The sequence below is a fragment of the Streptomyces sp. NPDC002463 genome, assembly GCF_042889835.1.
GTDB lineage: Bacteria > Actinomycetota > Actinomycetes > Streptomycetales > Streptomycetaceae > Streptomyces > Streptomyces nymphaeiformis.
Genome location: NZ_JBIARL010000040.1, coordinates 15,625 through 41,644, shown reverse-complemented (window position 1 = coordinate 41,644; position 26,020 = coordinate 15,625). Strand labels below are relative to the sequence as shown.

The 26,020-nt window shown below is 72.2% G+C and carries 25 protein-coding genes; 10 read left to right on the top strand and 15 right to left on the bottom strand.

Translation table 11 applies throughout. The annotated features are described in order from the left end of the window. The 3 genes from ACFYX3_RS40800 to ACFYX3_RS40790 form a co-directional block, all read left to right on the top strand. Positions 1 to 90: acyl-CoA dehydrogenase family protein (locus tag ACFYX3_RS40800; protein ID WP_144385854.1), on the top strand; the 90-nt coding region annotated here is incomplete at its 5' end. Positions 91 to 118: 28 nt separating this feature from the next. Then, the gene (locus ACFYX3_RS40795; protein ID WP_116158189.1) at positions 119 to 904 is read left to right on the top strand and encodes an electron transfer flavoprotein subunit beta/FixA family protein; all 786 of its coding nucleotides are present in this window, start codon (positions 119 to 121) and stop codon (positions 902 to 904) included. A 33-nt stretch (positions 905 to 937) separates the two neighbouring features. Further along, a complete protein-coding gene (locus ACFYX3_RS40790; RefSeq protein ID WP_389025042.1) occupies positions 938 to 1,894 on the top strand; it encodes an electron transfer flavoprotein subunit alpha/FixB family protein in 957 nt (318 codons plus the stop codon). A gap of 125 nt (positions 1,895 to 2,019) precedes the next feature. Here the strand turns inward: ACFYX3_RS40790 and ACFYX3_RS40785 are convergent, their stop codons facing one another. The 3 genes from ACFYX3_RS40785 to ACFYX3_RS40775 all read right to left on the bottom strand — a co-directional run bounded on the left by ACFYX3_RS40785 (position 2,020) and on the right by ACFYX3_RS40775 (position 4,105). Beyond that, positions 2,020 to 2,403, bottom strand: a complete 384-nt coding sequence (locus tag ACFYX3_RS40785; RefSeq protein ID WP_352024361.1) for a zinc ribbon domain-containing protein — start codon at positions 2,401 to 2,403, stop codon at positions 2,020 to 2,022. 142 nt (positions 2,404 to 2,545) lie between these two features. After that, a complete protein-coding gene (locus ACFYX3_RS40780) occupies positions 2,546 to 3,256 on the bottom strand; it encodes a TetR family transcriptional regulator (RefSeq protein ID WP_385666884.1) in 711 nt (236 codons plus the stop codon). Between the two features lie 87 nt (positions 3,257 to 3,343). Further along, positions 3,344 to 4,105, bottom strand: coding sequence for an SDR family NAD(P)-dependent oxidoreductase (locus ACFYX3_RS40775; RefSeq protein ID WP_116158193.1), 762 nt, complete (start codon positions 4,103 to 4,105; stop codon positions 3,344 to 3,346). A 194-nt stretch (positions 4,106 to 4,299) separates the two neighbouring features. Between ACFYX3_RS40775 and ACFYX3_RS40770 the strand changes: the two genes are divergently transcribed. Further along, the gene (locus tag ACFYX3_RS40770; RefSeq protein WP_389025039.1) at positions 4,300 to 4,917 is read left to right on the top strand and encodes a TetR/AcrR family transcriptional regulator; all 618 of its coding nucleotides are present in this window, start codon (positions 4,300 to 4,302) and stop codon (positions 4,915 to 4,917) included. Positions 4,918 to 4,924: 7 nt separating this feature from the next. Here ACFYX3_RS40770 and cynS read toward each other — a convergent pair whose 3' ends face one another. Next, complete coding sequence (cynS, locus tag ACFYX3_RS40765; RefSeq protein ID WP_116158195.1) at positions 4,925 to 5,395, bottom strand: cyanase; 471 nt, start codon at positions 5,393 to 5,395, stop codon at positions 4,925 to 4,927. Positions 5,396 to 5,458: 63 nt separating this feature from the next. Beyond that, entirely contained in the window at positions 5,459 to 6,067 is a 609-nt protein-coding gene (locus ACFYX3_RS40760) for a carbonic anhydrase (protein ID WP_389025037.1), read from the bottom strand. A gap of 83 nt (positions 6,068 to 6,150) precedes the next feature. Here ACFYX3_RS40760 and cynR point away from each other — a divergent pair, with 83 nt between their 5' ends. The 3 genes from cynR (at position 6,151) to ACFYX3_RS40745 (ending at position 8,433) form a co-directional block, all read left to right on the top strand. Beyond that, on the top strand, positions 6,151 to 7,059 hold the full coding sequence (gene cynR / locus ACFYX3_RS40755; protein ID WP_389025035.1) for a transcriptional regulator CynR: 909 nt from the start codon (positions 6,151 to 6,153) through the stop codon (positions 7,057 to 7,059). 153 nt (positions 7,060 to 7,212) lie between these two features. Further along, positions 7,213 to 7,773: a heme-binding protein gene (locus ACFYX3_RS40750; protein ID WP_389025045.1), complete on the top strand. Its 561-nt coding sequence runs from the start codon at positions 7,213 to 7,215 to the stop codon at positions 7,771 to 7,773. Between the two features lie 36 nt (positions 7,774 to 7,809). After that, entirely contained in the window at positions 7,810 to 8,433 is a 624-nt protein-coding gene (locus ACFYX3_RS40745) for an ankyrin repeat domain-containing protein (protein WP_389025032.1), read from the top strand. Here ACFYX3_RS40745 and ACFYX3_RS40740 read toward each other — a convergent pair. Then, positions 8,404 to 9,000 (bottom strand): CGNR zinc finger domain-containing protein, encoded by a 597-nt coding sequence (locus ACFYX3_RS40740; protein ID WP_389025030.1) that lies wholly within the window; start codon positions 8,998 to 9,000, stop codon positions 8,404 to 8,406. The genes ACFYX3_RS40745 and ACFYX3_RS40740 overlap by 30 nt on opposite strands. 38 nt (positions 9,001 to 9,038) lie before the next feature. Here ACFYX3_RS40740 and ACFYX3_RS40735 point away from each other — a divergent pair, with 38 nt between their 5' ends. Beyond that, the gene (locus tag ACFYX3_RS40735; RefSeq protein ID WP_389025028.1) at positions 9,039 to 10,307 is read left to right on the top strand and encodes an MFS transporter; all 1,269 of its coding nucleotides are present in this window, start codon (positions 9,039 to 9,041) and stop codon (positions 10,305 to 10,307) included. Here the strand turns inward: ACFYX3_RS40735 and ACFYX3_RS40730 are convergent. Further along, positions 10,282 to 11,430, bottom strand: a complete 1,149-nt coding sequence (locus ACFYX3_RS40730; protein ID WP_389025026.1) for an acyl-CoA dehydrogenase family protein — start codon at positions 11,428 to 11,430, stop codon at positions 10,282 to 10,284. The two genes, ACFYX3_RS40735 and ACFYX3_RS40730, sit on opposite strands and share 26 nt — an antisense overlap. A gap of 115 nt (positions 11,431 to 11,545) precedes the next feature. Here ACFYX3_RS40730 and ACFYX3_RS40725 point away from each other — a divergent pair, with 115 nt between their 5' ends. Then, positions 11,546 to 12,148 carry a TetR/AcrR family transcriptional regulator gene (locus tag ACFYX3_RS40725; RefSeq protein ID WP_116158201.1) on the top strand — a complete coding sequence of 201 codons (603 nt, stop codon included), beginning with the start codon at positions 11,546 to 11,548 and terminating at the stop codon, positions 12,146 to 12,148. A gap of 121 nt (positions 12,149 to 12,269) precedes the next feature. Here the strand turns inward: ACFYX3_RS40725 and ACFYX3_RS40720 are convergent, their stop codons facing one another. From ACFYX3_RS40720 to ACFYX3_RS40705, 4 genes are read right to left on the bottom strand one after another with little or no spacing between them, the layout of a single operon-like run. Then, positions 12,270 to 13,631, bottom strand: a complete 1,362-nt coding sequence (locus ACFYX3_RS40720) for a GH1 family beta-glucosidase (protein ID WP_389025023.1) — start codon at positions 13,629 to 13,631, stop codon at positions 12,270 to 12,272. A gap of 26 nt (positions 13,632 to 13,657) precedes the next feature. After that, the gene (locus tag ACFYX3_RS40715) at positions 13,658 to 14,497 is read right to left on the bottom strand and encodes a carbohydrate ABC transporter permease (RefSeq protein WP_382659569.1); all 840 of its coding nucleotides are present in this window, start codon (positions 14,495 to 14,497) and stop codon (positions 13,658 to 13,660) included. Positions 14,498 to 14,516: 19 nt separating this feature from the next. Next, on the bottom strand, positions 14,517 to 15,515 hold the full coding sequence (locus ACFYX3_RS40710; protein WP_389025021.1) for a carbohydrate ABC transporter permease: 999 nt from the start codon (positions 15,513 to 15,515) through the stop codon (positions 14,517 to 14,519). Positions 15,516 to 15,529: 14 nt separating this feature from the next. After that, entirely contained in the window at positions 15,530 to 16,846 is a 1,317-nt protein-coding gene (locus ACFYX3_RS40705; protein WP_389025018.1) for an extracellular solute-binding protein, read from the bottom strand. Positions 16,847 to 17,047: 201 nt separating this feature from the next. Between ACFYX3_RS40705 and ACFYX3_RS40700 the strand changes: the two genes are divergently transcribed. Next, on the top strand, positions 17,048 to 18,358 hold the full coding sequence (locus tag ACFYX3_RS40700; protein ID WP_382659140.1) for an ROK family protein: 1,311 nt from the start codon (positions 17,048 to 17,050) through the stop codon (positions 18,356 to 18,358). A 33-nt stretch (positions 18,359 to 18,391) separates the two neighbouring features. Here the strand turns inward: ACFYX3_RS40700 and ACFYX3_RS40695 are convergent, their stop codons facing one another. The 4 genes from ACFYX3_RS40695 to ACFYX3_RS40680 all read right to left on the bottom strand — a co-directional run bounded on the left by ACFYX3_RS40695 (position 18,392) and on the right by ACFYX3_RS40680 (position 26,020). Then, complete coding sequence (locus ACFYX3_RS40695; RefSeq protein WP_389025016.1) at positions 18,392 to 20,569, bottom strand: discoidin domain-containing protein; 2,178 nt, start codon at positions 20,567 to 20,569, stop codon at positions 18,392 to 18,394. Positions 20,570 to 20,789: 220 nt separating this feature from the next. Further along, positions 20,790 to 21,926, bottom strand: a complete 1,137-nt coding sequence (locus ACFYX3_RS40690) for an XdhC family protein (protein ID WP_389025014.1) — start codon at positions 21,924 to 21,926, stop codon at positions 20,790 to 20,792. A 39-nt stretch (positions 21,927 to 21,965) separates the two neighbouring features. Next, a complete protein-coding gene (locus ACFYX3_RS40685; RefSeq protein WP_389025012.1) occupies positions 21,966 to 23,438 on the bottom strand; it encodes an NCS2 family permease in 1,473 nt (490 codons plus the stop codon). Positions 23,439 to 23,632: 194 nt separating this feature from the next. Next, positions 23,633 to 26,020, bottom strand: a complete 2,388-nt coding sequence (locus ACFYX3_RS40680) for a xanthine dehydrogenase family protein molybdopterin-binding subunit (protein WP_389025010.1) — start codon at positions 26,018 to 26,020, stop codon at positions 23,633 to 23,635.

The window sequence follows — 26,020 nt, the reverse complement described above, 5'->3', positions numbered from 1 at the left end:
GAGCGCATGATGCGCGACGCCAAGATCACCCAGATCTACGAGGGCACCAACCAGGTCCAGCGCATCGTCATGGCCCGCAACCTCCCGTAACCACCAGCCTCTCGAAAGGAGACAGGCCGTGACCCTGAAGATCGCTGTCTGTGTGAAGTACGTCCCCGACGCGACCGGCGACCGCGGTTTCGCCGACGACCTGACGACCGACCGCGAGGCCGTCGACGGGCTGCTCTCGGAACTCGACGAGTACGCGGTCGAGCAGGCCCTGCGCATCTCGGAGGAGTCCGACGACGCCGAGGTGACCGTCGTGACGGTCGGCCCGGACGACGCCAAGGACGCGCTGCGCAAGGCGCTGTCGATGGGCGCCGACAAGGCCGTCCACGTCAACGACGACGACATCCACGGTTCCGACGTGATCGCCACCTCCGCGATCCTGGCCAAGGCCCTGGAGAAGACCGGCTTCGACCTGGTCGTCTGCGGCATGGCCTCGACCGACGGCACGATGGGCGTCCTGCCCGCGCTGCTCGCCGAGCGCCTGAGCCTCCCGCAGGTCACCCTGCTCTCGGAGCTCTCCGTCGAGGACGGTCTCGTGAAGGGCCGCCGCGACGGCGACGCCGCGACCGAGCTCCTGGAGGCCCCGCTGCCGGCCGTCGTCTCGGTCACCGACCAGTCCGGCGAGGCCCGTTACCCCTCCTTCAAGGGGATCATGGCCGCCAAGAAGAAGCCGGTCGAGGAGCTGGACCTGGACGACCTGGGGATCGACGCCGACGAGGTCGGCCTCGCCGGTTCCTGGACCCTGGTCGACGCCGTGGCCGCCCGCCCGGCCCGTACGCAGGGCACGATCGTCACGGACGAGGGCGACGGCGGCAAGCAGCTCGCCGCCTTCCTCGCCTCCCAGAAGTTCATCTGATCCACCGTCACCCCACCTCAGGAGCAAGGAATCATGGCTGAGATCCTGGTTCTCGTGGACCACGCCGACGGTGCGGTCCGCAAGCCGGCCCTCGAACTGCTGACCCTGGCCCGCCGCATCGGCGAGCCCTCGGCGGTCGTCCTCGGCGCCGGCGAGGCCGCGGCCTCGATCGCCGCCACGGCCGGCGAGTACGGCGCCGCCACCGTGTACGTCGCGGACGGCGCCGAGTTCACCGAGCAGCTCGTCGTCCCGAAGGTCGACGCGCTCACCCAGCTCGCCAAGGAGAAGGGGGCGGCCGCCGTCCTGGTGACCTCCTCCGGCGAGGGCAAGGAGATCGCGGCCCGCGTCGCGCTCCGGCTCGGCTCCGGTCTGATCACCGACGCCGTGGAGCTGGAGGCCGGCGACAAGGGCCCCGTCGCCACGCAGTCCGTCTTCGCCGCCTCGTACCAGGTGAAGTCCACGGTCTCGCACGGCGTCCCGGTCATCACCGTCAAGCCGAACTCCGCCGCCCCGGAGGCCGCTCCGGCCGCCGGCGCCGTCGAGAACGTCACCGTCGCCTTCACCGGCAACGCCGCCAAGGTCGTCTCGCGCACCCCGCGCGTCTCCACCGGCCGCCCCGAGCTGACCGAGTCCGCGATCGTGGTCTCCGGCGGCCGCGGCGTCGGCGCGGCCGAGGGCTTCGCGGTCGTCGAGAAGCTGGCCGACTCGCTCGGCGCGGCCGTCGGCGCCTCCCGCGCCGCCGTGGACGCCGGCTGGTACCCGCACTCCAACCAGGTCGGCCAGACCGGCAAGCAGGTCTCGCCGCAGCTGTACGTGGCGGCGGGCATCTCCGGCGCCATCCAGCACCGGGCCGGCATGCAGACCTCGAAGACGATCGTCGCGGTCAACAAGGACCCCGAGGCCCCGATCTTCGACCTGGTCGACTACGGCGTGGTCGGCGACCTCTTCGAGGTGCTGCCGCAGCTGACGGACGAGATCGGCGCGCGCTGATCCTCGGACGGAGCAGGAAGGGGCGGGTGGCGCTGTCCGCCACCCGCCCCGCCCGCTGATCCCGTGGAACGACGAGAAGGGGCGGGTGGCACAGAGTGCCACCCGCCCCTTCTCGTCGTTCCCGTTCAGTACCAGCCGTCGAGCGGGACCTCCTCGCAGAGCCGGACGACCGGCCTGCGCCCGGAGGACCCGTTGCCGGAGAGCTTCACCCGGACCCCGGGGCGCACCGCGTGCAGCGGTCCGTCGACCCTGCAGCGGACGACGAAGCCCTCCGCCATGTGGACGGGCCAGAGGTCGGCGTCGGCCGCGGCGACCCCGCGCCGTACGGATATCACGCCCTCGCCGCCGCTGAGTTCGGGTGCGAGTTCGGTCGACCCGCAGGTCGGACAGAGCAGGCGCTGGAAGGTGGTGGTGTGGCACCAGCGGCAGCGCTGGAAGTACAGCTCGGAATCGGGGGCCGACTCGTCGGCCTGGACGGCGGTCCCGCTCCTCATACCCGTGTGGAACACGATGCCTTCTCCTTGCACTCGGCGGCTCGACCGTGCATGGAGACAAGATATGGCACTGAGTGCCATCAAATAAAGACCTGAGTTCCCTCAATTAGAGATACTGAGATCCCTAAGGTCCGTGAGGATGCCCGCCGCGGTCCTCTCAGCCCTCACCGAGGCTCGACTCCACCTCGCGCACCACGCGCCACATGGGGGTGGACCGCTTGGTGATCACCACGACCACGTCCTCGGTCTCCTCGGCCGGGGCGTCCGTCGCCTGGCCGCCTGCGGTCCAGGTGGACCGCACGAACTCCAGGGCGCCGTCGACCTCCGCCAGCGCGTCGCCCTCGCCGCCCGAGCGCAGCCAGTGCCGCAGGGCGTGGTTGTGGGCGGCGACCACGGCCGCCGCGACGACGTTGGCACGCAGGGTGCCGTCCCTGCGGTCGGCCCAGCGGGTGCGCAGGTAGTCGCCGAGGGTCTTCTCGTACCGCCAGACCACCGAGAGCTCGTACGTGCGGAGACCGGCCACCTCGCGGGTGAGCCGGTAGCGCTGCACGGAGAAGGTGGGGTTCTCGGCGTACATCCGCATGACGAGCCGGGCGGCGTCGCAGACGCGGACGACCGGGTCGTCGGAGTCGGCGCTCGCGGCGAGGAAGCGGGTCATGTCGGCGAGGCACTGCTCGTGGTCGGGGAAGACCACGTCCTCCTTCGACGGGAAGTACCGGAAGAAGGATCGCCGGCCGACGCCCGCGAGGGTGACGATGTCGTCGACGGTGGTCTGCTCGTAGCCCCGCTCCAGGAAGAGCTGGAAGGCCGCGGCGATGAGGGAGTCCCGCATCGCGGGCTTCGTGGTGTTCGACGACGCTGTTCCCATGGCCCGAACCTAACACCCGGACGGGCCCTTACGGCACTCGGTGCCGGAAGAATCCGGCACCGAGTGCTGCAGTGGGGGTACGGAGGCTCAGCGGGCGCTCATCCGGAGGGCGCCGTCCATGCGGATCGTCTCGCCGTTGAGGTAGTCGTGCTCGGCGATCATCGTGACGAGTCGGGCGTACTCCTCCGGGCGCGCGAGGCGCTGCGGGAAGGTGACGCTGGCGGCGAGACCGGCCCGGACGTCCTCTCCGAAGCCGGCCATCATCGGGGTGTCGACGATGCCGGGGGCGATGGTGACGACCCGGATGCCGAACTGCGCGAGGTCGCGCGCGGCGGTGACGGTCATGCCGGCGACGCCCGCCTTGGACGCGGCGTACGCGATCTGCCCGACCTGGCCCTCGAAGGCGGCGATGGAGGCGGTGTTGACGACGAGGCCCCGCTGCCCGTGCTCGTCGGCGTCGTGGCGGGCGATGGCCTCGGCGGCGAGCCGCATCACGTTGAAGGTGCCGAGCAGGTTGACGTTGAGCACCGCACGGAACAGGTCGAGGTCGTGCGGTCCCTTGCGGCCCAGGATGCGGGCGGAGGGGGCGATGCCCGCGCAGTTGACCGCGAGCCGCAGCTCGGCGCCGTCGGCGTCGATCGCGGCGAGCGCCTCGCGGACCTGGTCCTCGTCGGTGACGTCCGCGGCGAGCAGCCGGACGCCCTCGGGCAGCGGCCCTGCGGCGGCCACGGCCTTGTCCAGGTCCAGGCCGTAGACGGTGGCGCCACGGGCGGCGAGCGCGGCGGCGGTGGCGGCGCCGAGGCCGGAAGCGGCGCCGGTGACGAGAGCGGCGGAGCCGGCGATGTCCATGGAACTCCTCGTTCGTGTCGTGCGGGTGCGACCCTGCCGCCGGGTTGGCCGCCGGATCGGGCGCGTGCCCGCGTCAGGACCGCGCGGTCCGCGCGATCTGCGCCGCCCACCATAGAACCGTGTGCGGCGCCCCCGGAAGCGGAGGCCGAGCGAGGGCCGGGGAGGAAGTAGTCGACCGGTCGTACACTCTCGCCATGGGGCGAACGAGTGACGCGCGGGAGCGCATCCTGACCGCCGCGAGGACGCTGATGCTGTCGCGCGGCTACTCCGCCCTGGGCGTGGCCGAGATCTGCGCGGCGGCGGGGGTGCCGAAGGGCAGCTTCTACTACTTCTTCGCGTCGAAGGAGGAGCTCGCCGTCGCCGTCGTCGAGGAGCACTGGGCCGGGCAGCGCGCCGAGTGGACGCGCGCGCTCGGCGAGGACGTGCCGCCGCTCCGGCGGCTGCGGCGCCTGTACGAGGTCACGGAGGCCGGGTTGCGGGCCGGGCGGGAGAGCTGCGGCGCCGTCACGGGCTGCCTCCTCGGGAACCTGGCCCTGGAGCTGAGCACCACGACGGAGAGCGTCCGCGAGCGGCTGCGGGAGATCTTCGACGAGCAGGTCGAACTGGTGGCGCGGACCGTCGCCGAGGCCCGCGCGCGCGACGAGGTGACGGTCGCCGACACGGGTGCGGCGGCGCGGGCGCTGGTCGCCCAGCTGGAGGGCCGGGTCCTCTTCGCCAAGCTGTACGACGACCCGGGCCGCCTCGACGCCCTGTGGGCCGATTCCCTGACCCTCCTCGGCGCCGAGGAGGGCCGGGCCGCAGAGGCGGTCTGACCTCTCGTCAGAAGGGCTTGGTCGGAAGGTACTTGCCGTCCAGGGTGATGACGGCGCGCTCGCCGCCCTCGGGGTCGGCGACCTTCTTCACGTCCAGCTTGAAGTTGATCGCGGAGATGATGCCGTCGCCGAACTGCTCGTGCACGAGCTCCTTCAGCGTGGTGCCGTAGACCTGGAGCATCTCGTAGAAGCGGTAGATGGTCGGGTCGGTGGGAACGGCGCCGTCGAGGGAACCGCGGGTGGGGATCGTCCGGAGAAGACGGACCGCGTCCTCGTCGAGGCCGAGGAGCTCGGCGACGGCCCGGGCGGAATCCGCCGGCAGGGCGTGCTGACCGAGGACGGCGGCGGTGGTGAAGGCGACGGAGAGGCCGGAGGCGTCCGCGATCTGCTGCCAGCTCAGGTCCTTGCGGGTCTTGGCGTCGACGGCGGCGATCGCGAGGGCGCGGCGGGCGGTGGGGTCGAACTGGGAGTGCACCATGAGGGGTACGTCCTTCTTTCTCGAGGGGCTTTCTTGAGGGGCTTTCTTGAGGGGCCGACGGGGTCAGGCGGCGAGCACGGGGCTCGCGGTGGCGGGGAGTTCCTCGACGGTGCCGTCGGCGATGTCGAAGACCCAGCCGTGCAGCCGTACCTCGCCCGCTGCCAGCGCGCGGGCCACCGAGGGGTGGGTGGCCAAGTTCGCCAGCTGCGCGGCGACGTTCTCGCGGACCAGGGCGGCCACGTCGACGGTCCCGGCGGCCGTGCCGCCGGCGGCGGCGCGGGCGAGGGAGGCGTCGGCGTGCCGCAGCCAGGCGGCGACGGCGGGCGCGGCGCTCAGGTCGTGGCCCTCGGCGAGCGCGGTCATCGCGCCGCAGGCGGAGTGCCCGCAGACGACGACGTCCCGCACGCCGAGGACGGTGACGGCGTACTCCACGGCGGCGGTGACTCCGTCGCCGCCCGGGGTGTGGGCGGGGACGAGGTTGCCGGCGGTGCGGATCACGAAGAGCTCGCCCGGATCCGTCTGGGTGATCAGTTCCGGTACGACCCGGGCGTCCGAGCAGCCGATGAACAGCGTGCCGGGCCGGTGATCTGAGGCCAGGCGGGCGAAGAGGCCGGCCTTGGCAGGGAAGACCTCCCGCTGGAAGCGGGCGATTCCCTCGGCGAAGTGAGGCATGTCCTCACCGTGCACGACCGGCAGCCATAGCGTCCAAGACCCATCATCGATCTCTGCCATAGATGCGATCTATAGTCGACCGCATGCAGCCGGAACTCCGCCATCTCCGCTATCTGCTCGCCGTCGCCGAGCACGCGAACTTCACCCGCGCCGCCGAGGAGCTCCACATCTCCCAGCCGACGCTGTCCCAGCAGATCAAGCAGCTGGAGAAGGCGCTCGGGGCGCAGCTCCTGGACCGCACCGGCCGCACCGTGCGCCTCACGGACGCCGGGGAGGCCTACGCGCGCTACGCCCGGCGGGCGCTGCGGGACCTGGCGGCGGGCGAGCGGGCGGTGCTCGACGTGCACGACCTGTCCCGGGGCCACCTCCGGCTCGCGGTCACCCCCACCTTCACCATGTACCTCACCGGCCCCCTGGTCGCCGGCTTCCACACCCGGCATCCGGGGATCACCGTGGACGTGCGGGAGCTGCCCCAGGAGCGCATCGAGGCCGACCTCCTCGCCGACCGGCTCGACCTCGGCATCGCCTTCCACGGCGAGCACCTCCCGGGCGTCGAGGCCATGGAGCTGTTCACCGAGACCCTCGGCCTCGTCGTGGGCCCCGGCCACCCCTTCGCGGGCCGGACGGAACCGGTGCGGGCCGGGGAGCTGAACGACCATCAGCTTGCGTTGCTGAGCCGGGACTTCGCCACCAGGCTGCACATCGACACGTACGTCTCCGAGCACCGCGTCCGGCCGGCGATCGCGGTGGAGGCCAATTCGGTGACCGCGCTCACCGAGATCGTCCGGCGCACCGCGCTCGCGACCGTCCTGCCCGAAGCCGTCACCCTGGACCATCCCTGGCTGAGCCCGGTGCCCCTCTCCCCCGCGCTGCCGTCCCGCTCCGTCGCCCTCCTGCGGCGCGCGGCCGGCTACCGCAGTGCGGCGGCCGGGGCCTTCGCCGAACTGGCCGCGCGGTGGGGAGGGGAAGTCCCGGGTCAACCGATCGGATGACCCCGGGGTCCACCGATGCGGGCGCCGGGTGCAGCCGGGACGCCGACGGCCGGCGGCAGGGTACGGCACCAGGATGAGGAACAGAGCGGGCCGCGGCTTCCCGACGGCCCCCGCGGTTCCCCGAGTTCACTTGGAGCAGATCCCATGAAGCACGTGAAGAAGGCCAACTCGCGCACCCGTGTCGTGACCGGTGGCGCGATCGTCGCCGCCCTCGCCCTCGGCGGCTTCGGGGCCTACTCCGCGAGCGCCACCGGCGAGGAGACGGCGGCCGCGCCGGCCGCCGCCAAGGTCGACGCCAAGAACAAGAACACGACGCGCTCCACCCACCTGACGATCGAGGCCGCGACGAAGGCGGCGAAGGCGACGCTCGACGCCGCCGAGCAGGAGAACCAGCGCGTGTCGGTCGCGGTCGTGGACCGCAACGGCAACACGATCGTCACCCTGCGCGGCGACGGTGCCGGCCCGCAGTCCTACGAGTCGGCCGTGAAGAAGGCGTACACCGCCGTCTCCTGGAACGCCCCGACCTCCGTCCTCGCGGGCCGTCTCGCCAACGCCCCGACCCTGAAGGACATCCCCGGCACCCTCTTCCTCGCCGGTGGCGCCCCCGTCACCGCCAAGGCCGCCCCGATCGCGGGCATCGGCGTCGCCGGCGCCCCGTCCGGCGACCTCGACGAGAAGTTCGCCCAGGCCGGCGTCGCCACACTCGGCAAGTAGGCCCAGGGCAGGCGCCCGCGTACGAGGAAACCCGCCGTGAACACGCTCGATCACACCCTTCTGGCGGCCGCCGCGCTCGGTGACACCGTCGCCGTCCGCGCGGCCCTCGACGCGGGTGCCCGCGTCGACGTCCGGGACCGGCACCGCCGCACCCCGCTGCTGCGGGCCGCGCTGCGCGACCACGTCCCCGCCGCGCGGGCGCTGCTCGCCGCGGGCGCCGACCCGAACGCCCAGGACGACCGGTCCGACAGCCCTTGGCTGGTCACCGGCGTCACCGGCAGCGTCGCCATGATGCGGGCCCTGCTCCCGGCGGGCCCCGACCTGAGGCTGACCGACCGGTACGGCGGCACCGCACTCATCCCCGCCGCGGAACGCGGTCATGTGCCCTACGTTCGGGCCGTCCTCGACGAGACCGCGATCGACGTCGACCACGTCAACCGGCTCGGCTGGACCGCGCTCCTGGAGGCCGTGATCCTCGGCGACGGGGGCGCCGCGCACCGGAAGGTCGTGGCCCTGCTCCTCGCGGCGGGCGCCGACCCCGAGCTCCCCGACCCGTACGGCCGCACGGCCCTCCACCACGCCGAACGCCACGGCCTGACGGAGATCGCCGCGCTCCTCCGGAAGGCGGGCTCACACGGGGTCCTCCACGGAGCCGCCTGACTGCCGCTCCCGGTGGGCGGCGACCCGCTCGCGGGTGGCGCAGCGGCGGGAGCAGTAGCGGCGCTCCGGGCCGCTGCCCTGCGCGATGAAGACGTTCCGGCAGCTGCCCGAGGCGCAGGTCCGTCCCGGCGGCCGCTGCCGGTCCCAGACGAGGACGGCGAGCGCCAGGCAGGACGAGGCGAGCAGCCACTCGGCCCAGGGAGCGTCGTCGTCCCGGTCGACGTGTGCGTGCCAGGGGGCGGTGCCGGCGTGCGAGGTCAGCCGGAGCGGCCCGGTGTGCCCGCTCAGGAGCCGGTTGAGGAGGGCGGCGGCCTCGTCGGCGGTCGCGGCGGCGAAGACCTCCCGCAGGAGGGCGGCGGACACGCGCATCTCGTCCACGTCCTCGGGACGGAGGCCGACGGGGGCGGTCTCCCCGTACGCGACGAGCACGGCGGCGACGTCGTCCGGGTCCGGGCGTTCGTCGGCGAGCACGTTGACGAGGGCGGCGGTGCGGCGGGCCGTCGTCAGCACGGAATGGCGGGTGGACCAGTCGTCCTCGGTGGCGGGCACCCCCGGAATGTAACGCATCTTGCGGAGTTTTGAGTTACGTCCGTACCGTCCTGCCAGTGAAGCGACATGCCACGACCGGCACCTGCCTGGCCGGAGCTCTGGCGGCCCGCGTCGGGGACGAGACGGCCGGACCGGCGCTGCTCCTCGCCGGGTTCGCGCTCGCCGGGTCCACCGCCGAGGCCTCGGCCCTGCTCGCGGGCGTCAGCGTCTCCGCAGCGCTCGGCGGCCCCGTGCTCGGGGCGCTCCTGGACGGCGCCGTGCGACCGGGCCGCCTGCTCGCCGGAGCGCTCGTCCTGTACGCGACGGGCCTGACGCTCGTCCTCGTGGGCCTCGGCCGGCTGCCCTTCGCGGTGACGGTGGCGACGGCGGTCCTCACGGGCCTCCTCGGCCCGGCCCTCTCGGGAGGCTGGTCGGCCCAACTGCCCCGGGTGACGGCGTCCGACCGCCTCCCCCGGGCGAACGCCCTGGACACGCTGACCTTCGGCACGGCAGCCCTCCTGGGCCCGGCCCTGGCGGGCGGCACGTCGGAGACCCTGGGGGCGCCGACGGCCGTACTGCTCGCGGCGACGCTGATCGCGGGGGCGGCCCCGGCGGCGTGGCCGCTGCCCGTGCGGGCGAGACGGGAACGGACCGGGGACGGACGCGCGCCCGAAGCCCGAGGCGTACGCGCGACCCCGGCCCGAGGCGTACGCGCCGCCCGCACCCCGGCCCTGGCCGTACGCGCCGAGCGGGCCCCGCGCCTACGACCGTCCTCCCTGGTCCCCGTCCTCGCCTCCGGGATCCGGGCCGTCCGGGCGAACCGGAGGCTCGCCCGGGCCACCCGGACCTCGGTCGTCTCCTGTGTCGCCCAGGGCATGCTGACCGCCTGCGTCCCGCTCCTCGGCGAGCGGGTGTTCGGCGGGGCCGGGCGCGGGGCGGTGCTGCTCTCCTGTGCGGCGGTCTCCGCCCTCGTGGCGAACGCCCTGCTCGCGCGGTTCCCGCTCGCCCTCTCCCCCGACGCGCTCGTACGGGTCGGGGCGCTGGTCCAGGCCGCGGCGCCCGCCCTCGCCCTGACCGGCAGGCCCGCGGCGGTGGTGGCGGCCTTCCTCGTCTCGGGCCTCGGCGAGGGCCCCCAGCTCACCGCCCTGTTCGCGGTCCGGCACCGGGAGTCCCCGGAGCACCTGCGCGGGCAGATCTTCACCACCGGCGCCAGCCTCAAGATCACCGGCTTCGCGCTCGGCGCCGCGGCCGCCGGTCCGCTGGCGGCCTGGTCGCTCCAGGCCGCCCTGACGGCGACCGCCGTCCTCGCGGCGGCAGCCGCTACGCGCGGGCGAGGCCCCGGCTGATGACCAGCCGCTGGATCTGGTTCGTGCCCTCGAAGATCTGCATGATCTTCGCCTCGCGCATGTAGCGCTCGACCGGGAAGTCCCGCGTGTAGCCGTACCCGCCGAAGACCTGGACGGCGTCCGTCGTGACCTTCATCGCCGTGTCCGTGGCGATGAGCTTCGCCGCGCTGGCCTGGCGGCTGAAGGGCCGGCCGAGGTCGCGGCGGCGGGCCGCGTCCAGGTAGGTGGCGCGGGCCGCGTCGACGGCGGCGGCCATGTCGGCGAGGAGGAAGCCGAGGCCCTGGTGGTCGATGATCCGGCGGCCGAAGGTGGTGCGCTCGTTGGCGTACGCCACGGCGGCGTCGAGCGCGGCCTGGGCGAGCCCGGTGGCGCAGGCGGCGATGCCGAGGCGCCCGCTGTCGAGGGCGCTGAAGGCTATCTGGAGGCCCTGGCCCTCGTCGCCGATGCGGCGGTCCTCCTCGACGAGCGCGCCGTCCCAGTACGCGGCGGTCGTCGGCACCGCCTGGAGGCCCATCTTGCGCTCGGGGACGCCGAAGCTCAGGCCCTCGGTGGCGCCGGGGGCGAGGAAGCAGGAGATGCCGTGGCTGCCGGGGGCGGTGCGGGCGAAGAGGGCGTAGAAGTCGGCCTTGCCGCCGTGGGTGATCCAGGCCTTGGTGCCGGTGATCCGGTACCCGCTGCCGTCGTCCTGGCGCTCGGCCTTGCAGGTGAGGGCGGCGGCGTCGGAGCCGGCCTGCGGCTCGGAGAGGCTGTAGCCGCCGATGGTCCGGCCTTCGAGGATCGCGGGCAGCCAGCGTTCCTTCTGCTCGGCGGTGCCGAAGGTGTGGAGGGGGTGGCTGGCGAGCGTGTGGACGCTGGTGGCGACGGCGACGGCGGCCCAGCGCGCGGCGAGCTCCTCCAGGACCTGGAGGTACACCTCGTAGGGCTGGCCTCCGCCGCCGAACTCCTCCGGGTACGGGAGGCCGAGGAGCCCGGCCTCGCCGAGGGTGGCGAAGAGCCCTTCGGGATAGGTCTCGGCGGCCTCGTGCTCGTCCACCCGAGGAGAGAGCTCCTTGTCGGCGATCTCCCGGGTGAGGGCGATGAGGTCCGCTGCCTCGGGGGTGGGAAGCAGGCGGTCGACATCCATGGCGACTCCAGCGGCGCGCAAAGTGGTACTGGGGAAGGTACTGCAGTACCGCTGAGAGTAGCGCAGAAGGGTGCCGACGTAACCCCCCGGAACGTCGGCCTGGAATACTGGCGGGGTGATCGAGACCTCCGCCGACGCCCCCAAGCTGACGGGCCGCGGAGCGGCGCGCCGCTCCGCCCTGTTCGAGGAGCTCGTCGCCCTCCTCGTCGGGGAGGGCTTCGCCCGGCTGACGCTCGACGACCTCGCCGCGCGGCTGCGCTGCTCGAAGCGGACCCTGTACGGCCTGGCCGGCAGCAAGGAGCAGCTGGTCCGGGCGGCGGTCGTGCACTTCTTCCGGCGGGCCACGGCCCGGGTCGAGGCGGTCCTCGCGGCGGCGTCGGACCCTGCCGAGCGGCTCGCGGCCTATCTGCGGGCGGTCTCGGCGGAGCTGGCGCCCGTCTCGCCGGCGTTCTTCGACGACGTGGCGGCCTTCGAGCCGGCGGCCGAGGTGTACGAGCGGAACACGCGCGCGGCGGCGGGCCGGGTCCAGCAGCTCATCGAGGAGGGCGTGCGGGCCGGTGTGTTCCGCGAGGTGCACGTGACCTTCGCGGCCGACGTCATCTCCTCGGTGATGGTCCGCATCCAGCGGCGCCAGGTGGCCGCGGCGACGGGTCTCGCCGACGCCGAGGCGTACGAACAGCTGGCGGAGCTGCTGCTCAGCGGCCTGCGCAAGGCCTGAGACACCCCCGAACGCACGCACGCCCGGCGCCGTCCCTGGAGGGACGGGGCCGGGCGTGGGCGGGCGGGGACGGCCGGGAGACCGGAAGTGCGGACCGATCCCCCGCGCCCGCCTCCGGGCGCTACCGGGCGGCGTGCAGCGCGCGGTGGGCGGCGACCAGCTCCGCGTACCGCCGGCCGCTCGTCTTCACGGTGCGGCGCTGGGTCGCGTAGTCGACGTGGACGAGCCCGAAGCGCTTGTCGTAGCCGTAGGCCCACTCGAAGTTGTCGAGCAGGGACCAGGCGTAGTACCCGGCGAGCGGGGCGCCCCTGCGCAGGGCGCGGGCACAGGCGGCGAGGTGCTCCTCCAGGTAGCGGGTGCGCTCGGGGTCGTGGACCTCGCCGTCGGGTCCCGCGGTGTCGGGGAAGGCCGAGCCGTTCTCGGTGACGTACAGCCTGCGCACGCCGTAGTCCTCGGTGAGCCGCAGCAGGAAGGCCTCCAGGCCGCCCGCGTCGATCTGCCAGTCCATGCCGGTGCGGGGCACGTCGGGGAGGCGGACTTCGCGGGCGTACGGGACGGGGCCGGCCGGGTCGTCGGCGACGGTGACGGGGAAGTAGTAGTTGAGGCCGTGCCAGTCGAGCGGGGCCGAGATCAGCTCCAGGTCACCGGGAAGTTCCGGGAGTTCGACGCCGTACAGCTCGCGCATGTCGGCGGGGAAGCCACGGCCGTGGACCGGGTCGAGCCACCAGCGGTTGGTGTGGCCGTCCATGCGGGCGGCGGCCGCGACGTCCTCGGGGCGGCTGCTCGCGGGGGCGACGGTGGAGTGGTTGGTGACGAGGCCGACCTGGGCGCCGGGTACGGCGGCGCGGACGGCGGCGGTGGCGAGGCCGTGGCCGAGGAGCAGGTGGTACGAGGCGCGGACGGCGGCCGTGAGGTCGGTGAGGCCCGGCGCCATCCGGCCCTCCAGGTGGCCGATCCAGGCGGAGCAGAGGGGTTCGTTGAGGGTGGCCCACTGGGTGACGCGGTCGCCGAGGCGCTCGGCGACGACGCCGGCGTACGCGGCGAGGTGTTCGGCGGTGTCGCGGACGGTCCAGCCGCCCCGGTCCTGGAGGGCCTGCGGAAGGTCCCAGTGGTAGAGGGTGACGGAGGGGGTGATCCCGGCGTCGAGGAGGCCGTCGACGAGCCGGTCGTAGAAGTCCAGCCCGGCCTTGTTGACGGGCCCGTCGCCGCCGGGGACGACGCGGGGCCAGGCGACGGAGAGCCGGTACGCGTCGGTGCCGAGGCCCTTCATGAGGGCGACGTCCTCGGGCCAGCGGTGGTAGTGGTCGCAGGCGGTGTCGCCGTGGTCGCCGTTGTCGATCGCGCCGGGGACGCGGGAGAACGTGTCCCAGATGGAGGGGGCGCGGCCGTCCTCGGCGACGGCTCCCTCGATCTGGTACGCGGAGGTGGCGGTGCCCCAGGCGAAGGACGGGGGGAAGGCGGCGAGGTCGAGCGGTGCAGACACGGAAGTCCTTTCGGGCCGGGGGGTCGTCACTTGACCGCGCCCGCGGTGAGGCCGGTGACGAGGTAGCGCTGGAGGAGCAGGAACCCGGCGACGACGGGGACGCTCACCACGAGGGAGGCGGCCATCACCTGGTTCCAGTAGACGTCGTTCTGGGTGGCGTAGCCCTGGAGGCCGACGGCGAGGGTGCGGGTGGTGTCGGTGGTCATGACGGAGGCGAAGAGGACCTCGCCCCAGGCGGTCATGAAGGCGTAGACGCCGACGGCGACGATGCCGGGGATCGCGGCGGGGACGACGACCCGGAAGAGGGCGCCGAGCGGGCCGCAGCCGTCGACCTCGGCGGCCTCGTCGAGGTCGCGGGGGACGGCGTCGAAGTAGCCGATGAGCATCCAGATGGAGAACGGCAGCGAGAAGGTCAGATAGGTGAGGATCAGACCGCCGCGCGAGCCGAAGAGCGCGATGCCGGTGGCGTTGCCGATGTTGACGTACAGGAGGAAGAGCGGCAGCAGGAAGAGGATGCCGGGGAACATCTGGGTGGAGAGCACCGTCACGGTGAAGACGCGCTTGCCGCGGAAGGCGTAGCGACTGACGGCGTAGGCGGCGAAGACCGCGACGACGAGGGAGCAGACGGTGGCCGTGCCCGCGACGACCAGGGAGTTCACGAAGTAGTCGGCGAGCGGGACGGTCTGCCAGATGTCGACGTACGGGCGGAGGGTGAGCCCGGAGGGGATCCACTGGAACTTCCCCGAGACGTCCGCGAGGGGTTTGAGGGAGCTGGAGACCATCACGTACACCGGCAGCAGGACGAAGCCGGTGAGGAGGGTGAGGAAGATCCGGCGGCTCCAGAGGAAGGAGCGGGGGGCGGCCATGGGTGAGCGGGGCCGGTGGTCACGAGGCATCGCCGGTCCTCCTTCCCCGGGTCGTGAGCAGCAGGTAGGCGCCCGTGACGACGAGCAGGAACAGCAGGAGCAGCACCGACATCGCCGAGCCCGTGCCGAAGTTCCAGGTCTGGAACGAGGACTGGTAGATGTGCAGGGAGATCAGGTCGGCGGCTTCGGGGGCGGCCTTGCCGAAGAGCACGAAGGGGGTGTTGAAGTCGTTGAACGTCCACAGGAACAGCACGAGCACGAGGACCTGGTTGACCGGCTGCAGGGACGGCAGGGTGATGTGGCGGATCTGCCTCCACATGCCGGCGCCGTCGAGGGCGGCGGCCTCGTAGATCTCCCTCGGGATGTTCTGGAGTCCGGCCATCAGGACGAGGAAGGCGAAGGGCCAGCCCTTCCAGACGGAGACGACGAGCAGGGTGACGAAGGCGTTGTCGCCGATGAGCCAGAAGGCGGGGCTGTCGCCGATGCCGAGCTGGTCGTGGAGGACGTGGTTCACCAGGCCGTTGTCCCGCTGGAACATGAACGCCCAGGTGATGACGGCCGCGTAGACCGGCAGGGCGTACGGGACGAGGAAGAGCGCGCGCAGGAAGCCGCGGCCGCGGAAGGTCTCCTGCATGAAGACGGCGGCCGAGGCGCCGAGGAGCCAGCACAGGCCGACGGAGCAGACGGTGAAGAGGCAGGTCGTGAGGAACGACTTCAGGAGCGCCTCGCCGACGGGGGCGTCGAAGTCGACCGAGACGGCGTAGTTGCCGAGTCCGGTCCAGGGGGCGGCGGTCCAGTCGCGGATGAAGAACTGGGTGAGCTCCTTGAAGCTCATGACGATGCCGATGAGCATCGGCACGAGGTGCACGAGGAGTTCGAGGAGGAGGGCCGGGAGGAGCAGCAGGTAGGGCAGTCCGCGGGCCCGGAGCCGCCCGGGGCGGCGCCTGCGCGGGGCCGCCCCGGGGGTGTGCCGCTGCCCGGTCCGCCCGTGGGGCTTCTCGATGGCGGTGGTGGTCATGGTGGCGTCCGGGCTCACTTCTTGGGCATCTGCTGCTGGGCCTTGTCGAGCTTGGCCCGCACGGACTCGGTGGTGACGGGGCGTCCGGCGGCGGCGTCGGCGAAGAGCTCCTTGACGGCGGTGCCGACGACGGTCTCGAACTGGGACTCCTCGGGGACCTGCGGCAGGGCGGCGGCGCTGGTCGCGAGGGTCTGCTTGAGGACCGTGACGGTGGGGTTGTCGAAGGCGGGGTCCTGCTGGGCGGCCTTGACCGGGGGGATGGAGCCGTAGGCGCTGTTGAGCGTCTTCTGCTCCTGGTCGCCGGTCATGAACTTCACGAACTTGAGGGCGCCGTCCTTGTTCCCGGTGTTCTTGAAGACGGCGAGGTTGATGCCGGCGACCATGGAGTTGATCTGCGTGCCCTGTCCGGGGGTGCCGGAGGGGACGGGCGCGGGGGCGACGCCCCACGCGTCGGGGCTCATGCCCTGGGCCTGGAAGGTGGTGCCGGGGGTCTGCCAGAGGACCATGGCGGTGCGGTCCTTGGCGAAGTCGGCGAGGGACTGGTTCTGGGCGTACTCGGCGTTGCCGGGGGCGACGATCTTGTGGGCGGCCATGAGGTCGACGTACTGCTTGACGGCGGCGACGGCGCCGTCGGAGGTGAAGTCGGCCTTGCCGTCGGGGGTGAAGAAGTCGGCGCCGTGCTGCTTGCCCATGACGAAGACCTGGTGGATGTTGTTGGCGAGGCTGCCGCCCTCGACGCCGATGGCGGACTTGCCGTCCTTGCTGAGCTTCTTGCCGTCGGCGATCAGCTCGTCCCAGGTGGCCGGCGGCTTGGCTATGCCGGCGTCCTTGAACATCTTCTTGTTGTAGTAGAGCGCGTAGGCCATGGAGTAGAGCGGGACGGCGGCCGGGTCCTGGCCGGTGGCGCCGGTGGAGCCGAGCGCGGAGTCGACGAAGCGGTCCTTGCCGCCGATGGCCGCGAAGTTCTCGGCGTCCCAGGGCAGCAGGGCACCGGTGGACTGGAGGGAGGCGCTCCAGGTGTTGCCGATGTTGAGGACGTCGGGGCCCTGGCCGGAGGTGGCGGCGGTGAGGATCCGGTTGAGCAGGTCGGACCAGGGGATGACCTCCAGCTTGACCTTGATGCCGGTCTCCTTCTCGAACCGGTCGAGTTCGGGCTGGAGGACCTTCTTGTCGACCTCCAGGCTCGCGCCCTGGTTGGAGGCCCAGTAGGTGAGGGTCTTGCCGCCGCCGGAGCCGGAGCCGTCGGCCGAGGAGCCGCCTCCGCACGCTGCGGCGGTGAGGACGAGGGAGAGGGTGACGGCACCGGCGGCCGCGGCTCTGATTGTGCGCATGGCTCCTCATGGCCCTTTCGGGGAGTGGCGGGGAGCTGGGGAGGGCGGGGTCCGTGGGTGCGTCCCGCGTTCAGGAGGTGAAGGCGCGGACGGCCTCTCCCCGGCTTATTTCAGGACGTGAGTTAAACCTCAAGAGAAGGTCGCGTCAAGGGTCCCGGCAGCGGTATCTTGCGGTCACGACTACTTCACCTGGGGGCCCAAGTGACCATGCGGAACGGCCGCACCGTGCGTGACCTGCGACGCGAGAACCGCACCGCCGTCCTCCAGCGCCTGTACTTCGACGGACCCATGAGCCGCTTCTCCCTCGGCCCCGCCACCGGACTGAGCTCCGGCTCCGTCAGCAACGTGGTCGCGGAGCTCGTGGCGGAGGGCCTCGTGGAGGAGGCCGGCAGCGTCGACTCGGCCGGCGGCCGCCCCCGCACGCTGCTGCGGATCACGCCCGGCAGCGGCTGCATGATCGGCGTGGACGTCGGCGAGACCCGCGTCCGGATCGAGCTGTTCGACCTCACCCTCACCGAACTCGCCCGCACCGAGCGCCCCTTGGCGGTCGACCGGCCGAACCCCCATGAGCGGTACGAGGTCGGGGTCGTCGTCGAGCACGTGCGGGCGGGCATCGCGGAGGTGCTCAGGACCGCGGGCGTCCCCGCCGAACGCCTGCTCGGCGTCGGCGTCGGCGTCCCCGGCATCGTCGCCCGTACGGCCGAGGAGGGCGCGGTCGTGCACGGCCAGACCATCGGCTGGGACGCGGTCCCGCTGGAGCGGCTGCTCCGCGAGAGCGTGGACCTGCCGGCCTCGGTGCCCTACTGGATCGACAACGGCGCCAAGACCCTCGGCCAGGCCGAGATGTGGTTCGGCGCCGGCAGGGGCGCGCGCAGCGCCGTGGTCGTCCTCTTCGGCTCGGGCGTCGGCGCCTGCGTGGTCACCGACCCGATGGGGCCCGGCCGGGCGCTCGAATGGGGTCATCTGACGGTACGGGTCCGGGGGCGCCGCTGCCGCTGCGGCGCCCGGGGCTGCCTGGAGGCGTACGCGGGCGCCGAGGCCCTGCTCGAACGCTGGCGCGAGGCGGGCGGACGGGCGCCGGCGGGCGCGGACGAGGAGACGGCCCTCACCTCGATGCTGGCGGCCGCCTACCCTGCCGACGCGGACACGGAGCCCGACGCGACGGCGGTCGCGGTCCTGGAGGAGACCGCCGAGTACCTCGGCGCCGGCTTCGGCGACCTGATCAACCTCTTCCAGCCCGAGCGCATCCTCGTCGGCGGCTGGGCGGGCCTCCAGCTCGGCGCCCGGTTCCTGGAGACGGTGAAGGGGTACGCCGCCGAGTACGCCCTGACGTACCCGGCGGCGCGGGTCGGCATCGCCATGGGCACCCTGGGCCCGGACGCGGTGACGGTCGGCGCGGCGATCCTGCCGCTCGCGGACTTCTTCGCCCGGGGCGGCCGGCGCGCCGAGGCGGAGCCGGCCGAGGAGCAGCCGGCGTGGGCGTCGACCGTACGGGAGAGGGCGGCGCACTGAGCGCGCGCCGCCCTCCGCCTCACCCCGCGGGGATCAGGGGTACGAGACCACCGTGGACGGCACGGTGGAGGTGCCCGAGGTCGGGGCGCCGATGCCGTTGATGACGTGCTCGTACTGACCGTTGCCGCCGAGCGAGACCACGAGCAGGTCGTGGAACCTGACGCCGGGCTTCACCGGGGCCCGGAAACCGTGGTCCTGACGGATCGTCGGGTCCACGTTGTAGTAGCAGTAGCTGCCGAGCCCCCAGCCCTCGTGGGTGGTCACGGAGTCGTCGACGCGGTAGGCGGCGTAGCCCTTGTAGGGGCCGTCCTGGACGGCGGCCTGGTTCGGGGCGTCGTACGCCTTCTCGTTCTGGAAGAAGATCGTGCGGCCGCGCTCGCCGAACCACTCGACGTCGTACTTGTTGAAGTGCTCGACGAAGAGTCCGGTGGCGAGGACGTCGTCGCCGTACACGCGGACGCCGTAGTCGGCGCGGTTGGTCTCCCAGCCGACTCCCTCGCCGTGGTCGGCGCGCCAGACCCAGGTGTGGTCGACGATCGTGTCGTCGCTGTTGACCACCATGGCGGTGGTCGCCCTTCCGGCGCCGGCGCCGCCGACGCGGAAGTACACGTCCTGGACGGTGGTGGGGTCGGCGGAGTGGTCGGCGGAGGCGTTCTGCGGTCCGACCTCCAGGAGGGTGGGCGAGTTGACGGTTCCGGCGTCGACGAGGAAGCCGGCGAGGCGGACGCCGTCGACGTCGGCGACGCGCATCGCGGTGACACCGTTGTCCGGGACGATCGTGGCCAGGCCGAGGCCGAGGACGATCGTGCCCGCGCGGTTCACGGTGATCGTCCGGTCGACGTGGTAGACGCCGGGCGTGAACAGCAGGTGCAGGCCCTGGTCGAGCGCCTGGTTGATGGTGGCGGCGGTGGTGCCGGGCTTGACGACGTAGAACCGGCCGAGCGGGATCCTCTCGCCCTGCGGGGCGCCGTTCGCCCAGGTGGTGCCGCGGGCGTCGGTCCGCCTGGCCGGGGCGAAGACCTTGTACTGGTTGTCCTCCCAGATCAGGTACGGCTTCTCGCGGGAGATCGGGGTGGTGTCGAGGGTGGTGTACTTCGGCTCGGGGAAGGCCTGCGCGGGTGCGCCCTCGGTGCCGGAGAAGACCTGGTTCCAGACGGAGTTGGACCAGCCGCCGATCGAGCTGTCGCGGGTGTACCACTGCTGCTGCGAGTAGTTGCCGATCTGTCCGTCGATCTTCGAGTCGGCGATGTAGCCGCCGCTGGCCCAGCCGTAGCCGTCGGGGGCGAGGTTGAGTCCGCCCTTGACGTGCATGCGACGGAAGGAGGAGGCCTGGGCGACGGCCCAGCGGTCGGTGCCGTTCACCGGGTTGAGGGCGAGCCCCTCGGCGCCGCGCCAGAAGTTCTGGGTGGCGTTGCCGTTGAACCAGCCCGCGTCGACGGTGACGTCGCCGTTGACGGTGGTGTCGTCGGGGCGCAGTCCGAGGCCGGCGATCTGGGTGTAGAAGCCGATCTGGGCGTTGAGGCCGTTGTAGGTGCCGGGCTTGAAGAGGAAGGCGTGGCGGCCGCTGCCGAACTGGGCCGACTCCTGCTGGGCGAAGACCTCGTCGAGCTTGGCCTGGATGCCGGGCGTGGACGGGTCGAAGACGTGCACGTCGGGCCCGAGGTCGCCGCCGCCGGGCAGCGCCGGACCGCCGTCGGCGGTGCCGTACACCTGGAACTCCCAGAGGGAGTAGCCCCAGCCGGTGGCCCGGGTGGTGCCGTACACACGGACGTAGCGGGCGGTGCCGGTGACGGGCAGCGACTCGTTGCCGCCGGGGCCGTTCGCGGTGCTGTAGGCGGTCGTCCAGTCGGTGCCGTTGCCGGAGAGCTCGATGCGGTACGCCTTGCCGTAGGCGGTCTCCCAGCGCAGGTCGACCCTGCTGAGCGCGGCCGGGGCGCCCAGGTCCACCTGGATCCACTGCGGATCGGCGAAGGCGCTCGACCAGCGGGTCCCCGGGTCGCCGTCGACGGCGGCGCTCGCGGGGGTGCCGCCGTTCTCCTGACTGGAGGCGGTGGCGGGCCTGCCCTGCGAGAGCAGGACGGGGGCGGCCGCGGCCGGGGGCGCGGCGACGAGCGCGAGCAGACCGGCGAGGAGCGCGGTGACGAGGGTGGCGGCGGTGGCGCGGGGGCCCGGACGTGGGGGTGGCGCGAGGCGGGTGCCGACAGCGGGCATGGCTCGATCTCCTCGGGTACGAGGGGGGATTGGGGAAAAGGAGCGCGCACTCCGCAGCAGATGCTGACGGGTGGTCCGTACCAGGGTCAAGGCATCCGACGCGACTTTTCTTTTGACTTGCATTAAGCATCGAGATAGATCCGGGGAGGGCTCCTCGATGGTGACCGGGCATGCCGAAGCCCCGGACCTGCATCCGGTCCGGGGCTTGGGGGGAGCGGAACTACGCGACGGACCCTATGCGTCCGTCCGGCTCGCGGGGCCCCTCGTGGTGGATCGGGGTGTGGGCGCCCGTGAGGGAGACGCCGCTGCCGCCGCGGCGGTTGGCGACGATCTCGGCGCCGATCGACAGGGCGGTCTCCTCGGGCGTCCGCGCGCCGAGGTCGAGGCCTATCGGGGAGCGCAGGCGGGCGAGTTCGAGTTCGGTGACGCCGACCCCGCGGAGCCGCTCGTTGCGGTCCTCGTGGGTGCGGCGGGAGCCCATCGCGCCGATGTAGGCGACGGGAAGCTTCAGGGCGGCCTGGAGGAGGGGCACGTCGAACTTGGCGTCGTGCGTGAGGACGCAGAGGACGGTCCGGCCGTCGACCTCGGTCGACTCCAGGTAGCGATGGGGCCAGTCGACGACGATCTCGTCGGCCTCGGGGAAGCGGGCCGGCGTAGCGAAGACGGGCCGCGCGTCGCAGACGGTGACGTGGTAGCCGAGGAACTTGCCGACCCGGACGAGGGCGGCGGCGAAGTCGATGGCACCGAAGACGATCATGCGGGGGGCGGGGACGGAGGACTCGACGATGAGGGTCAGCGGCTGTCCGCAGCGACTGCCGTCCTCGCCGATCTCCACGGTGCCGGTGCGGCCCGCGTCGAGCATGGCCCGGGCCTCGGCGGCCGCGGTGCGGTCCAGCTCGGGGTGGCCGCCGAGCTTCCCCTCGTACGAGCCGTCGGGACGGACGAGGAGGGCCCGTCCCATCAGTTCGTCGGGGCCCGAGACGATCCGGGCGAGGGCCGCCGCCTCCCCCGAGACGGCGGCGGCCAGCGCGGCGGGGAAGACCCCGCCGCGGACCGGGGTGACGAGGATGTCGATGATGCCGCCGCAGGTCAGACCGACCGCGAAGGCGTCCTCGTCGCTGTAGCCGAAGCGCTCGACGACGGTCTTCCCGTCCTCGAGGGCCTGGACACACAGGTCGTAGACCGCGCCCTCCACACACCCGCCGGAGACCGATCCGATCGCCGTGCCGTCGCTGTCGACGGCGAGTGCGGCTCCCGGCTGCCGGGGCGCGCTGCCGCCGACCGCGACCACGGTGGCGACGGCGAAGGTGCGTCCCTGCTCGACCCACCGGTGCAGCTCTTCGGCGATGTCCAGCATGTCGGTCTCCTTGGGTGTGTACGGAGGGCGGGTCGGGCGTCAGCTGACGCCCAGCCACCCCTCGATCGGGTGAAGGGCGAAGAACACGATGAAGATCGCGGTCAGGGCCCACATGAACGCACCGACCTCGCGCGCCTTGCCCTGCGCCACCTTGATGACGGTGTAGGCGATGACGCCGGCCGCGACGCCCGGGGTGATGCTGTAGGTGAACGGCATAAGGACGACCGTCAGGAAGACCGGGATCGCGACGGAGCTGTCGCCCCAGTTCACGTGCTTCGCGTTCATCATCATCATCGCTCCGATGACGACCAGGGCGGCGGAGCCGACCTCACGGGGCACGATCTGGGTGATGGGCGTGAAGAAGAGGCAGGCCGCGAAGAACAGGCCGGTGATGGCCGAGGAGAAGCCGGTGCGGGCGCCTTCGCCGACGCCGGTGGCGGACTCCACGAACACGGTCTGGCCGGAGGCGCCGGAGACGCCGCCGATCGCGCCGCCCGCGCCGTCGATGAACAGCGCCTTGGACAGGCCGGGCATCCGGCCCTTGTCGTCGGCGAGGTTGGCCTCGGTGCCGACGCCGATGATGGTGGCCATGGCGTCGAAGAAGCCGGCGAGGACCAGGGTGAAGACGATGACGCCGACGGTGATGAAGCCGACGTCGCCCCAGCCGCCGAAGGAGACGTCGCCGAAGAGCGAGAAGTCCGGGGTGGAGACCGCGCTGCCCTTGAGCTCGGGAGCGCCGTTGGCCCAGGAGCCCGGGCCCTTGGCCGGGATGTCCGCGACCGCGTTGACGATCAGGGAGACGATGGTGCCGGCGACGATGCCGATGAGGATCGCGCCCGGAACCTTGCGGGCCTGGAGGGCGAAGATCGCGAGCAGGGTGACCGCGAAGATCAGGACCGGCCAGCCGACGAGTTCGCCGCCGGAGCCGAGGGTGATGGGCGGGCCGAACTGCGGGCCGGCGCCCACGAAGCCGGCCTTGTTGAAGCCGATCAGCGCGATGAAGAGGCCGATGCCGATGGTGATGCCGTGCTTGAGCGGCAGCGGGATCGCATTCATGATCATCTCGCGGAGACCGGTGACCACCAGGAGGCAGATCACCACGCCGTAGACGACGCACATGCCCATGGCCTGGGGCCAGGTCATCTTGGGCACGACCTGGGTCGCGAGCACACCGGAGACGCTGAGGCCGGCCGCGAGGACGAGCGGGACCTTGCCGACGAAGCCCATCAGCAGGGTGGTCACCGCCGCCGCGAAGGCGGTCGCCGTGATGACGGCGGAGGTGGCGAGGACGTGCTTGTCGACGTCCGGGCCTCCGAGGAGGATCGGGTTGAGCAGGAGAATGTACGCCATCGCCATGAAGGTGGTGACGCCGCCGCGGATCTCCGTCGCGACGGTGGATCCTCTCTCCGAGATGTGAAAGTACCGGTCGAGCCAAGAACGCCCGGCGGGGTTGCGCGAGCCGGAGCCCGCGTCCTCCGCGGTGGTCTTGGGCTCCACAGACGACTGGGTCATGGGGCCTACTCCCAAGGTTCAAAGGGGCACCCGCACGAGGGAGGCTCGTATCAGCGGGATTTGGGAACTGCTGTTGGCTGCACGACCCGGGGGACGGCCCGAGACGAACGGGGTACTGCGGGGGTACTGCTGCTCCGGGCGGTGCGGGCGGGGAAGTGTGACGTTCCTGGGAGGCACGCACCGCCCGGAGAGTCCTACAGGGTGCCGGTGAGCGCCTCGGGGCGGACCGGCGTCTTGTTGAGCTCCAGGCCCGTCGCCGCCCGGATCGCCGCGAGGACGGCCGGGGTGGACGACAGGGTCGGGGCCTCGCCGATGCCCCGGACGCCGTACGGCGCGTGGGGGTCGGCCAGCTCGAGGTAGTCGACCGGGATGGTCGGCGTGTCGAGGATCGTCGGGATCAGGTAGTCCGTGAAGGAGGGGTTGCGCACCTTCGCGGTCTTCGGGTCGACGATGATCTCCTCCATCACCGCGACGCCCAGGCCCTGGGTGGTGCCACCCTGGATCTGGCCGACCACGGAGAGCGGGTTGACCGCCTTGCCGACGTCCTGGGCACAGGCCAGCTCGATCACCTTCACGAGGCCGAGCTCGGTGTCCACCTCCACCACCGCGCGGTGCGCGGCGAAGGCGTACTGGACGTGGCCGTTGCCCTGGCCGGTGACGATGTCGAAGGCCTGGGTCGGACGGTGCCGGAACTCCTCCTCGACCTCCACGACCTGGTCCTCCAGGACGTCCGCGATGGTCGCGAGGGCCTCGCCGCCGTCGGTGACGACCTTGCCGCCCTCCAGGAGGAGTTCGGCGTTGGCCCAGGCCGGGTGGTACGAGCCGAACTTGCGCCGGCCGATCTCCAGGACCTTCTCGCGGACGATCTCGCAGGAGTTCTTGATGGCGCCGCCGGTCATGTACGTCTGGCGGCCCGCGGAGGTCGAACCGGCCGAGCCCACCTGGGTGTCGGCGGGGTGGATCGTGACCTGCTGGACGCCGAGCTCGGTGCGGGCGATCTGCGCGTGGATGGTGACACCGCCCTGGCCGACCTCCGCCGCGGCGGTGTGGACCGTGGCGACGGCCTCGCCGTTGATGACCTCGATGCGGATCTTGGCGGTCGAGTAGTCGTCGAAGCCCTCGGAGAAGCCGACGTTCTTGATGCCGACCGCGTAGCCGACGCCCCGTACGACACCCTCGCCGTGCGAGGTGTTGGACAGGCCGCCCGGCAGCGCGCGGACGTCCGCGCTCTCGCCGGCGGTCTCCCACTGGCGCTCCGGCGGCAGCGGGCGGGCCTTGACCCGGCGGAGGAGCTCGGCGACCGGGGCCGGCGAGTCCACGACCTGGCCGGTCGGCATGATCGTGCCCTGCTCCATGGCGTTGAGCTGGCGCAGCTCGACCGGGTCCATGCCCAGCTTGGCCGCGAGCTTGTCCATCTGCGCCTCGTAGGCGAAGCAGGCCTGGACCGCGCCGAAGCCGCGCATGGCGCCGCAGGGCGGGTTGTTGGTGTAGAGGCCGATCGCCTCGATCTCCACGTCGTCGACGACGTAGGGGCCGATCGAGAGGGAGGAGGCGTTGCCGACGACCGAGACCGTGGAGGAGGCGTACGCGCCGCCGTCGAGCACGATCTTGCACTTCACGTGCGTGAGCTTGCCGTCCTTGGTGGCGCCGTGCTCGTAGTAGAGCTTCGCCGGGTGCCGGTGGACGTGCCCGAAGAAGGACTCGTACCGGTTGTAGACCATCTTGACCGGCTTGTTGGTGCGCAGGGCGAGCACGGAGGCGAGGATCTGCATCGAGATGTCCTCGCGGCCGCCGAACGCGCCGCCGATGCCCGCCATGGTCATGCGGACCTTCTCCTCGGGCAGGCCGAGGCAGGGGGCGATCTGCTTGAGGTCCGAGTGCAGCCACTGGGTGGCGACGTACAGGTCGACGCCGCCGTCCTCGGCCGGTACGGCGAGGCCGGACTCGGGGCCGAGGAAGGCCTGGTCCTGCATGCCGAAGGTGTACTCGCCCTTGACGATGACGTCGGCGCGCTTGGCGGCCTCGGCGGCGTCGCCCCGGATGATCGGCTGGCGGTGCACGATGTTCGGGTGTGTGACGTGGGCGAAGGCGTGGTCGGTGCGGTTCTCGTGGACCAGGATCGCGTCCGGGGCCGTGGCCGACGCCTCGTCGGTGATGACCGGGAGCTCCCGGTACTCGACCTTGATCTTCGCGGCGGCGCGGCGGGCGGTCTCCGGGTGGTCGGCGGCCACGAGGGCGACCGGCTCACCGTGGTGACGGACCTTGCCGTAGGCGAGGACCGGGGTGTCCTGGAACTCCATGCCGTAGTTCTTCGCGGCCGGCAGGTCCTCGTGGGTCAGGACGGCGTAGACGCCCGACACCTTCAGGGCCTCGGAGGTGTCGATCGACACGATCTCGGCGTGCGCGACGGTGGAGCGCAGGACCTGGCCCCACAGCATCTCCTCGTGCCACATGTCCGAGGAGTAGGCGAACTCGCCGGTGACCTTGAGGGTGCCGTCGGGGCGGAGCGTGGACTCGCCGACGCCGCCCTTGGTGTGGTTCTGGGTGACGTCCCGGGGGATGCCGGTGGTGGTGCCAGCCAT